Here is a 14494-nt window from a genome sequence, read left to right on the forward strand (position 1 = left end):
GAACCTCCCATGCTCGGACAATTAGCAGAGCAACAACCTGTGCCTGGCGCAAAAATACTAAACGTAAAAGGGCTCGAGGTAAGCTTCGACGGTTTTAAAGCCTTGCGCAATCTCGACTTTTCCTTGGAATACGGCGAGCTTCGCTTTCTTATCGGGCCCAATGGGGCCGGTAAAACAACGCTCCTTGATGTCATTTGCGGGAAAGTGAAACCTTCGCTAGGTGAAGTTTTTTTCAAAGACACCATTGATCTAGCCAAACATCAAGAGCACCAAATCGCACAGCTCGGGATTGGACGCAAATTCCAAGCCCCCTCTGTCTTTTCAACCTTAACGGTATTTGAAAATCTAGCTTTATCCATGAAACAAAAGCGCGGACTTCTCAGCGCACTCTGGGCCAAAACGACCAGCGAACAGCGGGATCGCCTGCACCAAAGACTTGCTATGATCGGCCTGCAAGGCAAGGCCAAAGAGCGTGCCGGCTCCCTTTCTCACGGGGAGAAGCAGTGGCTCGAAATCGGCATGCTGCTTATGCAGGAGCCTGATCTTCTGCTGCTCGATGAACCGGCAGCCGGCATGACGGATAGCGAAACCGAGAAGACGGGCGAGCTGCTCCATGAAATCGCAGAGGACCAAACGATTATCGTGGTCGAGCATGACATGGCATTTGTTCGCCAATTTGCCAAAACGGTCACCGTGCTGCATGAAGGCACCGTCCTTCGCGAGGGCACAATGCTGGATATTCAGAATGACGATAGGGTGGCTGAGGTTTATCTGGGAAGGAGAGTGGAGCGCGGTGCTTAATCTTCAAAACATCGAAGCCGGTTATGGGGAAAGCATGGTCGTTCGCCAAGTAAACGTACTTGTGAAACCTGGACAGATCGTTTGTCTGATGGGCCGTAACGGCGTAGGCAAGTCAACGCTCATGAAGAGCATTATGGGCCTGGTTAAACCCAAGTCCGGTTCCATTCACTATAATGAGCGGGACATCACGACTCTTCCTCCGGATCAGCGCGCAAAATCGGGCATCGGTTATGTGCCGCAAGGCCGAGAAATCTTCCCTCAGCTAACAGTTGAGGAAAACTTGCTGCTCGGCCTTGAAGCCGCGACAGACGGGAGGAAGAAGCTGCCCGAGTCTCTCTTTGACACCTTCCCCGTTCTGCGGCAAATGCTTCACCGCAAAGGGGGAGACCTCAGCGGCGGACAGCAGCAGCAGCTGGCAATCGCCCGTGCTCTGGCAGCCGGTCCGAAACTTCTGCTGCTGGATGAACCCATGGAGGGCATCCAACCTTCCATCGTGATGGAGATTGAAGCCATTATCGAATCCATTAAACGGAGAAGGGAGATAGCCGTCTTATTAGTCGAGCAAAGCTTGGAGTTCGCAACGAGCATCGCGGATTATTATTATGTCATAGACCGGGGGACGGTTGCCGCCGAAGGTCATGCTGAGCAGTTGAGCGAAGATCAAGTTCGAAAGCACTTAACCGTATGATTTCGTTCCCGAATGCTCAACCTACCAAAGGAAGCTGGATTACTTGACCTAATCTTTAGGGATCAAGTACCATCCAGCTTCCTTTTTTCTTTTTTGAAAAGAAATTGAAATTATTGCCTAAAAACTGGACGGCACAAAATGGATAATGATAACATGTTACATATAGGATCGAATGTTGCGTCCGGCATATCGAGCACCGAGCCTTTTGAAGGAAAAGGAGGGGAACGTTTATGTCTAAAGTTTTAATTATTGAAGATGATCTAAGCATTGGTGAAATGATGTCCATTTATTTGTACGAAGAAGGTTATCAAGTCATGCGGGCGGAGAATGGCCGCCAAGGAGAAACCTTGTTCCGGGATTTCAATCCTGATGTCATTGTTCTTGATATCATGCTGCCAGATGTTGACGGAATCCAGCTATGCACCTACTTCCGAACAGCTTCAACTATACCCATTCTCATGGTTTCGGCCAAAAGTGAAGTTTCCGACCGTATTAAAGGTCTGCAAACGGGAGCAGATGATTACTTATGCAAACCTTTCTCCATGAGAGAACTAGCCGCACGGGTACAAGCCTTATTGCGGCGTTCGACCGCTTTTGCCCATGTTGCAGCTGCCGCAGCCGAACCCTCAACCAATCAGGTCGTCTACCTGGATCTCGAGAAACGGTGTCTTTTTGTACATAACAAATTAATTGAGACCACGTTCTCCGAATTCGAGATTATGAAGCTATTATGGCAAAATCAAGGCCGTGTTTACAGCCGCGAGGAGCTGCTCAACCGGGTACGCGGTTTCGATTCTTATGTTACCGAGCGTGCCATAGATGTACATATCGCAAACCTTCGCAAAAAATTAGAAACCGACCCGAAAGAACCGAAATATATCAAAACCGTCTGGGGTGTCGGATATAAATTTTTACTGAATTAAGCTCCCTTTCGGAGCTTTTTTATTTTGTAGATGAACGGGGAAATCAGTCACCAAATAGGCGAATGCACAATATGATGAGATGTATGCTTCACAAGAAGAAAGCTTCCACTAGGAAAGCTCCAAGGAGGATTTACAGTTATGTTGAATAACCCTTACAAAATTGGCAATCAAGCGCAAATGCCAACATTCAGCGGAAATCCATACCCAGCCTACCCGGTTCCAACAGCCATTACGAACAAAATGGTTCCTATGCAGCCTAGCGGCTCCACACTGCCATCTACAGGATCCGGCCTGCAAACCGGTGTAAACGTGCCTGGCCTACCGATGGAAGAATCTTATATCGAGAATATTTTGCGGCTCAATCTTGGCAAAATGGCTACGCTCTACATGACATACGAAAATAACTCGCAATGGAATGCCAAAATTTTCAAAGGCAAGTTGGAAGCAGCAGGACGCGACCATATCATCATCAGCGATCCGGCTACAGGCATGCGCTACTTACTGCTTATGGTGAATCTGGACTACATTACATTCGACGAGGAATTAAATTACTACTATCCCTATGCCAACAGAAAATAATACGGATGCTACATCTCCAATAAACCGCTAACCTGAACCAAGGCAGCGGTTTTCTTTTCGTTAATCAACAGGTGAAAAATGCCACATATGCAGCTTGCTTAATCCGCCTTTGACCCACTTTTCCCACGCTGCCTGGTTGCCCTGCCCTCCGCCTTGTTGTAATCGATCCTCCTTCATAGCGATATATTCATCTCGGCTAACTTCGCTCCAAATTTCTACATAAAGTCCTGGCTGGTCCGTTCCCTCCAATACCTCCAAACGCCCTTCCCGCTTTTGCCACTCCTGCATATAGATGAGAAAAGAGTCCCGATATTCGGGATTTATGGCATACTCTACAAAAACTTTAGACATTTTTAGATCTCCCTCTGATTTATTTTTTGCTCCAAAATGGTAAACTAATAAGAAGACGGAAAATGACCTTAGGAGGAGAAACCCACTTGGACACAGGAACACATCTTGTTATTGGCTTAGGGTTAGCAGGACTGTCGCAGATTGATCCCAGCGTTTCCGCGGATTCAGCCGCTACAACTGCTGTCTTCATCGGAACCGTTATCGGTTCACAGATTCCGGATGTGGACGGGCTGCTTCGTTTCAAGAACAACGCCACGTATATCCGTAATCATCGCGGTCGTTCCCACTCTTTGCCGGCTTTACTGATTTGGACGCTATTGATTACTGGCGCACTAGCTTTATTCTTTCACGGAGTCCCTCTGCTGCATCTAGGAATGTGGGTAGGGATCGCAGTTTGTTTTCACGTTTTCAGCGATTGTTTCAACACATATGGTACACAAGCCATTCGGCCTTTTTCTGAAAAGTGGGTATCGTGGAACATTATCCATATCTTCGATCCCTTTATCTTTTCGAGCCACATTGCGGCTATCTTCATGTGGTCCTTCCACGTGGCTAGTCCAAAGCTTGTATTCCCAACCTTATATGGCATCATCGCCCTTTACTACATTTGGCGCACACTTGACCATTACATTGTAGAAAAAGGCCTTTACCGGAAAGACCCGACTTTCCAGCATGGCGATCAGTACACACTTATTGTAACATTCAACCTCTACGTCTGGAATGTCGTAAAAAGAAGAGCGGACGGCACTTTCCAACTGGGCGAGCTTAAGAATTCCAAGCTCAAATGGTTGGATACCGTAAGATGTGAGGATCATCCAGCCGTCGAAGCTTCCAAGAAGCATGAAGACATTCAAGCTTTGCTGTATTTCTCATCGTTCACCTGTGCGGAAGTGAAAGAACACCGCTGGGGTTACGAAGTCAGATGGGCCGATGTGCGTTATCGCCACCGTAAACAATACCCGTTCGTAGGCGTCATCCATATGGATCACAATTTCAAAACACTCGATTCCTACGTAGGCTGGGTCAACGACACTAGACTGGAAAAGAAACTTCGAGTTGATCTTTATTAAACAAAGAGGCGCGTGCCATTACGCGTCTTTTTATTTTCCGCAAAAAAAAGCCCAGAGGTTTTTTAGGCCTCTGAGCTTTTATATTACAATAATCGGGAAGACTAATAACGGGTTATCGCTTCTTAGCTGCGGAAGCCGGATTGACCAGCCAACGTTTGCTCAGCGATTTGCACGAGACGACGAGTGATGTTACCCCCGATTGAACCTGCATCGCGAGTAGCCATATAGCCCATGTAACCATCTTGAGGAATTTGGATGCCCAGTTCTTGAGCTACCTCATATTTCAATTGATTTAGAGCTGCTGTAGCTTGTGGGACGGCCAAAGTGTTGCTGTTACGAGATTGTGCCATAAGGATCAGACTCCTTTCAGTCAGCTATGATCTTTGATGTATTTGCAAGCTTGCAAACATAGTATGTGGAGGAAATGAATTTATATGCACAGCGCTCAAAAAAGTTTAGAATAAGAAGACACTGTTTAAACTTCTAGAAAGTAGGTCACGTTCATGAGTAAACCGCTCGCGCTTTTATTCGCTATAATCGGCACGCTTCTGCTTGCCTCCATCTCCCTATTTATCGCACTCCGGCAGCCATGGATGATTCTCGTTTGCACGATCATCGCGTTAGGCTTTATCGGTTATGGCTTTGCCGTTAAGGCAAAGATTCGCAAGAGAAATTCCCGGCCGTAACCAAACGGCTGCACAAAGAAGAGCTCAACAGCGATTACCGCTGTTTGAGCTCTTTTCGCTTTCGTTTAGATGACTACGAAGCCCATCCGCTTCTTCACTTCAAGCAAGGTTTCGTTAGCGACTTCAGCTGCCTCTTGCGCACCTTTTTTCAAAATATCAAAAATCTCACCCGAGCGGCGAATCTCCTGATAGCGCTGTTGAATCGGCTCAAGGACAGCCACGATCTGCTCAGCCAGATCCTTTTTGAACGGACCGTAACCTTGGCCATCATAACGGGCTTCAATCTCAGCTACACTCATCTCAGCAAAATGCGAGTAGATCGAGATCAGATTACTAACCTCCGGTTTATTCTGAGGATCGTATTTCACTTCACGGCCAGAATCTGTCACGGCGCGGCTAAGTTTCTTACGAATGACAGACGGCTCATCCAGCATGGCAATGTAGCTTCCGGCATTTGGACTGCTTTTGCTCATCTTCTTGGAAGCGTCGTCCAAGGACATGATTCTTGCGCCAATCTCCGGCATATAAGGCTGCGGCATCACGAACATATCGCCAAAACGGTTGTTAAAACGGTTAGCCAGATCGCGAGTAAGCTCCAAATGCTGCTTCTGATCATCCCCAACCGGGATCAGATCGGCATTGTACAAGAGAATATCTGCCGCCATGAGGGATGGATACGTAAATAGACCTGCGCCAACGGATTCCTTGCCTTCCGATTTATCTTTGAACTGCGTCATGCGCTCAAGTTCGCCCATGTTCGTCAGTGTCGTCATAATCCAGCCGAGCTCCGCATGTGCGTGAACATGGGATTGCAGGAAGATGGATGCCTTATTCGGATCTAGTCCCGCCGCAATATAAAGCGCAGCAATGGACTCCGTCTGTTCTTTCAGCGCTGCAGGATCCTGCGGCACCGTGATCGCATGCATATCCACCACCATAAAATAACAACGGTGCAAATGCTGCAGTTTCACATAGTTGCGAAGAGCGCCAATATAATTTCCAATTGTCAACTGGCCGCTGGACTGCATGCCTGATAATACTCGTTTCATTGTGAAAATCCCTCCACATTCCTCATAAAATTTACTTTTTGTACGTTGGAACAGTCAAAAAAGACAACAAAAAGGCCTCTCCCCGCAAGGGACGAGAGACCGTGGTACCACCCTAATTTGTCCATGTATGAGCATAGATTGCCGCATAGACCTTCAGGCTCTTGTAACGGAGAGCAGCCGTTCGGCATACTTGTCAGATTCGGATGTTCCTCCGGCCTAGGTTCCGGCAACCTTCATCTGTGTTCAGCCTCAAGCTCAAGGATCCATTCGGTTTGTTCGTTTCACCGGTTCGCACCAACCACCGGCTCTCTGAGAAACGGGATACAAACGTACTTGTTCCTATCATCGCTTATTGATTTTATATAATTATACACCTTGACTTTCCATTGTCAACCAAGGTCTTTGTCCTATCTTTCCCAGCATGGACATAGGATAGATAACATACGATTCTATCATCAACGGGCAAAGGGGTGTCAATGCATTGTCATCAACACTATACCGGTGGAGCCTTCCCATCTCCACGGTGATTTGCGCATGTCTTCTCATCCTCATTCTAACGACGAGAGAGCTTCCGCCGATGGAGCCGATCCTGAAAGATATCAAGCATGTATTTGCTGCTTTTATGGACATTTTTCTCGACGCCCTGCCTTTTATGTTCATGGGGGTCCTGCTTTCCACCGTCGTTGAAAACTTCATCCCGGAAGCTTTCATCCGACGTATGACACCCAAGCATCCGCTTGGCGGCATCCTGTTTGCCTGTGTGCTCGGGATTATGTTCCCACTCTGCGAGTGCGGCATGATACCTTTCGTTCGCCGGCTTATGCGCAAAGGAATGCCTGTGTACATTGCCGTGATTTTCATACTCGTCGGACCGATTCTGAATCCGATCGTGTTCGCGTCTACCTTCATGGCTTTCCGCAGCGCGCCGGAAATGGCTTATTCACGCATGGGGCTCACCTTTGGTGTTGCTCTCGTTGTCGGTCTCCTCTTGACCCGCTTTCTGAAAAGCAGTCCGCTGCGCCACGCCAATAGCGGGCATGCGGCTGAGCATATCCATACGCATGAGCATCACGAGCATCATCATCACCATGACCATGTCCATACGCATGATCATGCTCATCACCACGATCACGGCCACAACCACTCTCACGGTGACAGCCGAATTGCAACTATGCTCAGTCACGGCACATCTGAGCTGTATGAAATGAGCAAATACCTAATGCTCGGCGCTTTCCTAACGGCATTAATCCAAACCTTTGTCGCTCAAGACAGCTTATCCGCCATCGGCCAAGGGACCTTCGTCTCTCATGTCTTTATGATGGGTTTTGCCTACTTGCTTTCCTTATGCTCTACAACAGATGCCTTCGTAGCCGCCTCATTCGCAAAGACGTTTTCTCCAGGCTCTCTGCTGGCTTTTCTCGTCTTCGGCCCGATGATCGATGTCAAAAGCACGCTGATGCTGTTATCCATCTTCAAAGCCCGATTCGTGCTTACACTCTCCATCGTTGTTGCGATTACGGTTTTGACCGGTTCCTTGCTGTTTATGCATTTCTTTTTATAAAAAAGCAAAAAAAAACGGCCAGAGCTCTAAGCCCTGGCCGTTTATTATTTTACCATTTCAGAATAGCTCCGGCACTCGCATTCGTTACCATTTTCGTGTAACGCGCCAAATATCCGGTTTTAATTTTCGGTTGGAACTCTTTCCAGCTTTCGCGGCGCTTCGCCAACTCTTCATCACTGACTTGTAAATTGATTTTGCGGCCATCCATATCGACATCGATAATGTCGCCGTCATGAACGAAAGCAAGTGGTCCGCCTTCAGCAGCTTCTGGAGACATGTGACCGATGGAGATACCGCGGGATGCCCCTGAGAAACGTCCGTCTGTAATCAAGGCAACTTTCGCGCCCAGACCCATACCAACGATTTGGGATGTTGGAGCTAGCATTTCCGGCATACCAGGTCCGCCTTTAGGTCCTTCATAGCGGATTACAACAACGTGGCCTTCTTTGACTTTGCCATTGGCAATGCCGTAAAGCGCCTCATCCTGGGAATCAAAGCAGATCGCAGGACCTACGTGACGCCCGCCAACGGATTTGTCTACCGCTCCGACTTTAACGATACTTCCCTCTGGAGCAAGGTTACCGAACAGAACAGCCAGTCCGCCTCTTTCGCTATGAGGGTTGCTTAACGGACGAATAACGTCCGTATTCTGGATTTCACAACCAGCTACGTTTTCACGAATCGTTTGTGCAGTAACGGAAAGACGATCGCCATCGAAAGCGCCTGGCTTTTTCAAAAGCTCGTTAATAACCGCGCTAACGCCGCCGGCTAAATGCACATCTTCAATGTGATAATCGGAAGCTGGAGCGATTTTGGCAAGGTGAGGAACGCGCTCTGCCACTTCATTAATACGAGCAATCGGGTATTCGATGCCAGCTTCAGCAGCGATAGCCAATGTGTGAAGAACCGTATTCGTGGAACCGCCCATCGCCATATCCAGTGCAAACGCGTTGTCAATCGCTTCAATCGTTACGATATCACGCGGCTTAATGTCTTTCTCGATCAATGTCATCAATTGTTTCGCGCAGTCTTTCACGAATTGCTTACGCTCTTCAGCAACAGCCAAGATCGTACCGTTACCTGGCATAGCAAGGCCTAGACCTTCTGCCAAACAGTTCATGGAGTTCGCTGTGAACATACCGGAACAGGATCCGCAAGTCGGACAACCATATTGCTCAAGCTCTTCCAGACCAGCTTCATCCAATTTACCTGCTTGGAAAGCACCTACGCCCTCGAAAACGGAGGACAAGGAAATGGATTTACCGTTTTTATCTTTACCGGCTTTCATTGGACCACCGCTGACTAACATCGTAGGGATGTTAACGCGAAGCGCGCCCATAATCATACCCGGCGTAATTTTATCACAGTTAGGAATACAGATAAGACCATCGAACCAGTGCGCGTTTACGACTGTTTCCAAGGAGTCCGCAATAATTTCACGGCTTGGCAGGGAATAACGCATACCGATATGTCCCATTGCGATACCATCGTCAACACCAATCGTGTTGAACTCGAAAGGAACACCGCCTGCTTCACGGATCGCTTCTTTTACCAGCTTACCGAATTCTTGCAAATGGACATGTCCAGGGATAATGTCTATATAAGAGTTACAAACCGCAATGAACGGCTTGCCGAAATCTTCCTCTTTAACGCCGGCTGCACGCAACAAACTGCGGTGTGGAGCGCGGTCGAATCCTTTTTTAATCATGTCGCTACGCTGTTTTGGATGAGCCATTCTCTATTCCTCCTAGATTATAATTCTTTTATAAAAACAATGAATCTATCATATCACACTTTTCGTCAAAATTCTTCCTTTAGTGTACTGACGCGTCAATGTAAAAGCAAGGGATTATTTTCTGCCAAAATCAGCCTTAATTTCTCCCCACTTTTTCGTGTCCCATTTTACGATCTTATTCGTGTAGCTGTTCGTCCGAAGCCACTTCAACGCCCGGTCAACCAGCGTCCAAATTTCTTCCGTTGAAGCGTCCCGCACCAAATTGGTCGAAACTTCTTTTTTGCGAATCCAGCTTAAAGCCGTGACCGAATCCGTATAAATGGTTTTGTTGCTGCCCTGCTTTTGCAAATAAGCCAGACCATGCACGATCGCTAAGAACTCGCCCAAATTATTCGTACCCTTGGAAATGGGACCCTGGTAGAAAAGAATCTCTCCCGACCGCGTATCGACTCCCTTGTACTCCACAATCCCCGGATTCCCGGAGCAACCCACGTCCACGGACAAGCTGTCATAGTCCACTTCCGGAGCTGTTTCAGGGGTAGCCGACTTAGTGCCGGAAGCAGAAGAGGACGACGCGCCTGGCTTCCCTCCGAAATTCAGCGATTTCTGCCAGCCTTTCTCCAAAGCTTGACGCGCCTCCGCTTCGGACTCGTATGATTTAAATCTCGCTTGCGGGAATCCTTTGGTCTGCGCCTGACAATCCGCCCACGATCGATAGATCCCTGGTTTATGCCCTACCCAAACGACATAAAATTTTACTGCTGCCATCCTATTCACTCCGTCGTTGTTGATGTAATTGATGTATCAGCCCTTCAACTACTTTCACCGTATCCGCAAAATAGGGCTTATAGTCCAACCCTTTGATAAATGCCAAATAGGTTTCTCCGATCTCCAGGACCTCTTTCCTGTAGTGATCAGCCGGTATGTTGTGGGTCTCAAGCTCGCGGTACGTGCCGTTTGTTCGCTCTTCAACCGAGATCAGTTGGATTTGTTCCTCCGGCAAATGATGCACCACGAAGGAAAATCCCCTGCACTCCGGGTCTCCGCATCCGCAAACAAAGAATGGCATCTGCTCCCATTGATCCGGCGGTGCAAAGCGATTCGGCTCCGTATCACTGAGTGCACTGTACAGCAGCGCAGGGAGCCCCACATCGACACATAGCGGTTCTTCTATAATAACGCTGTCGCCTACCGCCATTTGGACATCCGCCTGTATAATTTGCAAGTCTTTATCATGGGACCAGCCCGTTACAGATAGTTCAAACATGATTTCGCCTCCGCTCTCCCTTTGCTTTTCTTATTATAACAAAGACTGTCCAATTCTGCTTTTCCGCTTTTCAAAATACTTCCGAAAATTTCCAGTAAAATGGATGAGTATATTTTACAAAAGAGATTATACTACCTATTACTGGAGGTGATATCAGATGGCAGGACAATCTCGCAGCAGCAACTCTTTAGTTGTTCCACAAGCTACAGCAGCTTTGGATCAAATGAAATACGAAGTTGCTCAAGAACTAGGTATCCAGATTCCTCAAGACGGTTACTATGGCTACATGACGTCCCGTGATACAGGCTCCATTGGGGGCAGCATCACACGTCGCCTCGTTCAAATTGCTGAACAACAGTTGGCAGGCGGCAGCGCTAGCAGATTTAGCAGATAACATCTCTCCCATACTTAAGCAAGTGAGGGCTTCCCTATCAGTAGCTACTGATATGAGGCCCTCCTTTTTGCGTCCGGAATCGAAAGAGGACTGCTCGTAAGAAGCAGTCCCCTCATTCATTAAGGTTTTACATCATATATCTTGTACAGATCATCAAGCATGAGATTAGCTGCTTTCACACCGCCAGCTGTATTCCATGTTGCATCGTTCACTTTTACCAATTTATTTTCTTTCACAACTTTGAGGTTTTTCCAAAGCGGATCATTCATCCATTCCTGCTCTTGCTTCGTTCCTTTACCATCGCCAAGCTCATATGTAAAGTAGAACACGCGGTCTGCAGCATCCAATTCCGTCAAACGCTCTTTGGTAATATCCTCAAATGATTTCTCATCGCTTTTCGGATCCGAACGCGGGAATCCAATTTGTTGGAAAATTACACCTGTGAACATATTTCCATAGTAATAACGCGTTTTACCGCCCATGAAGCGGACAACAGCGACTTTCTCTTTCAACTTATCGCCGGCTTTGCTTTTGAAATCGTTAATGCGTTTGTCGAAGTCTGCAATAATTTTGTCGCCTTCTGCTTTCTTGTTAAGCGCTTCAGCATACAGCGCGAAGTTACTTTTCCACTCACCGCGTAATGTCTCCGAATAAACCGTTGGAGCAATCGCCTTAAGTTGGTCGTACACTTTCTCATGACGCATTTTGTTACCGATGATTAGATCCGGTTTCAAGGATGCAATCAACTCCAGGTTTGGCTGTGATTCTCCACCAACCGTTGTTACACCTTGCATATCGGCTTTGATATGATCAAACCATGGATTTCCGTAGTAAGATTCAACAGCACCCACAGGTTTAACTCCAAGAGCGATAAGGGCTTCAGTTCCCTCATTCGTCAAAATAACAACTCGTTTCGGCTGCGCAGGTACAGCGGTTTCCCCCATAGCATGCTTAATCGTACGAGGAGCATCGGACTTAGCGGCTCCTTGCGGTGCTGCAGATGCAGATGCTGCTGGCTGAGCGCTAGGCTTTTCTCCACATGCTGCTAAAACAATAGATACTACAAACATAATGGCAACAAGAGCCCAAGCTCTTTTTAACTGTCTCTTTTTCCCAAACATCTTACTATGTTCCCTCCACACGTTCAATTGATGATGTGATAACGATTATCATTATCTAACGTACATGGTACTCGCTTCCGCTGGTTCTGTCAATCGAAATTGATAATGATTCTCAAAATCGTTGACTTCCCCTGCCTTTCTCTTTAAAATAAACGAAGCATCTAATAAGGAAGCAGGCACTTATCTATGAACTCTTCAAATAACGAACGTCTATATCCCTTGTATAAAGGAATTGGGCTGCTGGCGGCACTTATCGTGCTTGCCGGGATGATGGTTTGCAGCGTCAGATTCGGTCTACATAACTATACTTGGGCACAGGTCATGCAATCATTTGACCATTTAATGAAGCCTTCGAACGAAGCGATCATTATTCAGACCGTTCGAATACCAAGAGCGTTAATCGCCGCACTCGTAGGCGGAAGCCTGGCTGTTGCGGGGGCGCTTATGCAAGCAATGACACGAAATCCACTTGCGTCGCCAAGTATTTTTGGCATCAACTCAGGCGCAGCCTTTGCCATTGTGTTGTCAGTTGGATTTTTCAATGTATCTAGCCTGACACAGTTCACATGGATCGCCTTTTTGGGCGCTGCTGTGAGCTCGGCCCTCGTCTATGGACTCGGCTCCTTAGGCAGAGATGGCTTAACGCCGATGAAGATTACGCTAGCGGGCTCAGCGATGACGGCCTTTTTTGCTTCGCTTACCCAAGGCATTTTATTAGGAAATGGTAAAGCGTTTGACCAAGTCCTCTACTGGCTTGTTGGATCGGTTGAAGGAAGAACCATGGCCATGCTCCAATCGGTCTATCCTTATATCTTAATTGCATGGGTAGGAGCGTTTTTACTTGCACCTCACATCAACATCCTGTCCATGGGGGACGATGTAGCCAAAGGGCTGGGGCAACGTACGATTTATGTAAAATTCATTACCGCAGTCGTTATTGTCGTGTTGGCAGGGGGCTCCGTCGCCGTCGCAGGCCCGATTGTTTTTGTCGGGATCATCATACCGCATATCGTTCGATTCCTCGTAGGCATCGATTATCGCTGGGTTATTCCCTACAGTGCCATTCTAGGCGGCATTCTGCTCGTTGGCGCTGACGTCATCGCCCGTTTCATCGTTATGCCGAAGGAAGTTCATGTTGGCGTAACGACAGCTATTCTCGGAGTTCCCTTCTTCATCTACATCGCTCGCAAAGGGGGACTGCTGAAATGAGTCATTCCAATCGACATATGACGTTTCGAAATAAAAGTTTCTCTTATAGGATCAGTAAGAAATCACTCCTTGTATCTCTGTTCTTGCTTCTAGCGGTCATTATTGTCATGGTCCTAAGCACAGGAATCGGCAGTATTTATATCAAGCCAGTTGAGGTTATACGTGCCGTTTTCGGCTATGGGACGGATCCCAATAACATGATTGTCCGATCCCTACGCTTGCCTCGGGTGATTGTCGCTGTGTTGATCGGCGCATCCCTGGGTGTTGCCGGTTCCATCCTGCAAGGGATCGTGCGAAACCCGTTAACCTCGCCGGATACGATCGGTTCAACAGGTGGAGCTACACTCGGAGCGGTTTCCTTTTTCTTCTTTTTCTCGGATAAAATCAGTATTCACTGGCTGCCTGTTGCCGCCATTCTCGGCGCATTCATCGCCACTTTGCTGGTCTACTCCCTCTCATGGAAAAATGGGATTACCCCGCTTCGCCTTGTCCTGATCGGCACAGGATTCACCGCCGCGATGAGCGCGCTCTCTTATTTGATGATGATATCTGGACCTATCATTCTCGCAAATCAGTCGCTGACTTTTATGACTGGGAGCATCTATGGCGTCTCTTGGCAAAAGGCGGTTTACCCGCTTCTCCCTTGGGTATCGCTGCTGATCCCGATCATCTTCTTATATGCGCGTCATATTACGGTGCAATCCTTAGGCGAAGACATCGCCCGCAATGTGGGCAGCAGCGTACAACGCCAGCGTTTTCTGCTCATCATTTTGAGCGTAGCCCTCTCTGGCGCCGCTGTCGCATTCGGAGGAGCCATTAATTTCATCGGTCTTATGGCTCCACACATCGCTCGCAAGTTGGTAGGACCCAGCTTCGGATCGCTGATTCCCGTTTCCGCGTTAACTGGTTCCTTACTCCTACTTCTTGCCGATTTGGCGGGACGATTCGTATTCAAACCGCTCGATATTCCAGCCGGCGTTTTCACCGCTGCTATTGGAGCTCCATTGTTTATCTATGTCTTGTATCGCAGCAGAAATCGCGGTTAACAATTACATACAAC

General features: G+C 47.7%; 17 protein-coding genes and 1 other annotated feature. Of the genes, 10 read left to right on the forward strand and 7 right to left on the reverse strand.

Annotated elements, in window-relative coordinates:
• The first annotated feature begins 9 nt into the window (after positions 1-9).
• From urtD to gerQ, 4 genes are all read left to right on the forward strand, one after another.
• Complete coding sequence (gene urtD / locus ACUN27_RS31980; protein ID WP_326060404.1) at positions 10-801, forward strand: urea ABC transporter ATP-binding protein UrtD; 792 nt, start codon at positions 10-12, stop codon at positions 799-801.
• A complete protein-coding gene (gene urtE, locus ACUN27_RS31985) occupies positions 794-1489 on the forward strand; it encodes an urea ABC transporter ATP-binding subunit UrtE (RefSeq protein ID WP_326060403.1) in 696 nt (231 codons plus the stop codon). Before urtD ends, urtE begins: the two co-directional genes overlap by 8 nt.
• Positions 1490-1719: 230 nt before the next feature.
• Positions 1720-2412, forward strand: a complete 693-nt coding sequence (locus ACUN27_RS31990) for a response regulator transcription factor (protein WP_315953215.1) — start codon at positions 1720-1722, stop codon at positions 2410-2412.
• A gap of 138 nt (positions 2413-2550) precedes the next feature.
• Positions 2551-2991, forward strand: coding sequence for a spore coat protein GerQ (gene gerQ / locus ACUN27_RS31995; RefSeq protein ID WP_315953214.1), 441 nt, complete (start codon positions 2551-2553; stop codon positions 2989-2991).
• A gap of 60 nt (positions 2992-3051) precedes the next feature.
• Here the strand turns inward: gerQ and ACUN27_RS32000 are convergent, their stop codons facing one another.
• Positions 3052-3342 (reverse strand): hypothetical protein, encoded by a 291-nt coding sequence (locus ACUN27_RS32000; RefSeq protein ID WP_445560243.1) that lies wholly within the window; start codon positions 3340-3342, stop codon positions 3052-3054.
• An 86-nt stretch (positions 3343-3428) separates the two neighbouring features.
• Here ACUN27_RS32000 and ACUN27_RS32005 point away from each other — a divergent pair, with 86 nt between their 5' ends.
• Entirely contained in the window at positions 3429-4412 is a 984-nt protein-coding gene (locus tag ACUN27_RS32005; RefSeq protein WP_157319661.1) for a metal-dependent hydrolase, read from the forward strand.
• Positions 4413-4534: 122 nt separating this feature from the next.
• On the opposite strand, the gene ACUN27_RS32010 is transcribed toward ACUN27_RS32005, so the two are convergent.
• Positions 4535-4762 carry a small, acid-soluble spore protein, alpha/beta type gene (locus tag ACUN27_RS32010; RefSeq protein ID WP_127453002.1) on the reverse strand — a complete coding sequence of 76 codons (228 nt, stop codon included), beginning with the start codon at positions 4760-4762 and terminating at the stop codon, positions 4535-4537.
• 153 nt (positions 4763-4915) lie between these two features.
• Between ACUN27_RS32010 and ACUN27_RS32015 the strand changes: the two genes are divergently transcribed.
• Positions 4916-5098: a DUF5325 family protein gene (locus tag ACUN27_RS32015; protein WP_127453004.1), complete on the forward strand. Its 183-nt coding sequence runs from the start codon at positions 4916-4918 to the stop codon at positions 5096-5098.
• A 65-nt stretch (positions 5099-5163) separates the two neighbouring features.
• On the opposite strand, the gene trpS is transcribed toward ACUN27_RS32015, so the two are convergent.
• Complete coding sequence (gene trpS, locus ACUN27_RS32020) at positions 5164-6147, reverse strand: tryptophan--tRNA ligase (RefSeq protein ID WP_315953212.1); 984 nt, start codon at positions 6145-6147, stop codon at positions 5164-5166.
• Positions 6148-6231: 84 nt separating this feature from the next.
• Positions 6232-6502, reverse strand: a binding site (T-box leader).
• A gap of 126 nt (positions 6503-6628) precedes the next feature.
• On the opposite strand from trpS, the gene ACUN27_RS32025 reads away from it, so the two are divergent.
• A complete protein-coding gene (locus tag ACUN27_RS32025) occupies positions 6629-7708 on the forward strand; it encodes a permease (protein WP_315953211.1) in 1080 nt (359 codons plus the stop codon).
• Positions 7709-7757: 49 nt separating this feature from the next.
• On the opposite strand, the gene ilvD is transcribed toward ACUN27_RS32025, so the two are convergent.
• The 3 genes from ilvD to ACUN27_RS32040 all read right to left on the reverse strand — a co-directional run bounded on the left by ilvD (position 7758) and on the right by ACUN27_RS32040 (position 10710).
• Complete coding sequence (ilvD, locus tag ACUN27_RS32030) at positions 7758-9443, reverse strand: dihydroxy-acid dehydratase (protein ID WP_127453007.1); 1686 nt, start codon at positions 9441-9443, stop codon at positions 7758-7760.
• Positions 9444-9557: 114 nt separating this feature from the next.
• Entirely contained in the window at positions 9558-10211 is a 654-nt protein-coding gene (rnhA, locus tag ACUN27_RS32035; RefSeq protein ID WP_315953210.1) for a ribonuclease H, read from the reverse strand.
• Position 10212: 1 nt separating this feature from the next.
• Positions 10213-10710 carry a hypothetical protein gene (locus ACUN27_RS32040; RefSeq protein ID WP_315953209.1) on the reverse strand — a complete coding sequence of 166 codons (498 nt, stop codon included), beginning with the start codon at positions 10708-10710 and terminating at the stop codon, positions 10213-10215.
• A gap of 157 nt (positions 10711-10867) precedes the next feature.
• On the opposite strand from ACUN27_RS32040, the gene ACUN27_RS32045 reads away from it, so the two are divergent.
• Positions 10868-11104, forward strand: a complete 237-nt coding sequence (locus ACUN27_RS32045) for an alpha/beta-type small acid-soluble spore protein (RefSeq protein WP_315953208.1) — start codon at positions 10868-10870, stop codon at positions 11102-11104.
• A gap of 119 nt (positions 11105-11223) precedes the next feature.
• Here ACUN27_RS32045 and ACUN27_RS32050 read toward each other — a convergent pair whose 3' ends face one another.
• Positions 11224-12225 (reverse strand): ABC transporter substrate-binding protein, encoded by a 1002-nt coding sequence (locus tag ACUN27_RS32050; protein ID WP_315953207.1) that lies wholly within the window; start codon positions 12223-12225, stop codon positions 11224-11226.
• 186 nt (positions 12226-12411) lie between these two features.
• Between ACUN27_RS32050 and ACUN27_RS32055 the strand changes: the two genes are divergently transcribed.
• Positions 12412-13434: a FecCD family ABC transporter permease gene (locus ACUN27_RS32055; protein WP_315953206.1), complete on the forward strand. Its 1023-nt coding sequence runs from the start codon at positions 12412-12414 to the stop codon at positions 13432-13434.
• Complete coding sequence (locus ACUN27_RS32060; protein WP_326061196.1) at positions 13431-14480, forward strand: FecCD family ABC transporter permease; 1050 nt, start codon at positions 13431-13433, stop codon at positions 14478-14480. The genes ACUN27_RS32055 and ACUN27_RS32060 overlap by 4 nt, the downstream gene beginning before the upstream one ends.
• The last annotated feature ends 14 nt before the right edge of the window (positions 14481-14494 follow it).

It is taken from the genome of Paenibacillus sp. WC2504 (genome assembly GCF_052682475.1).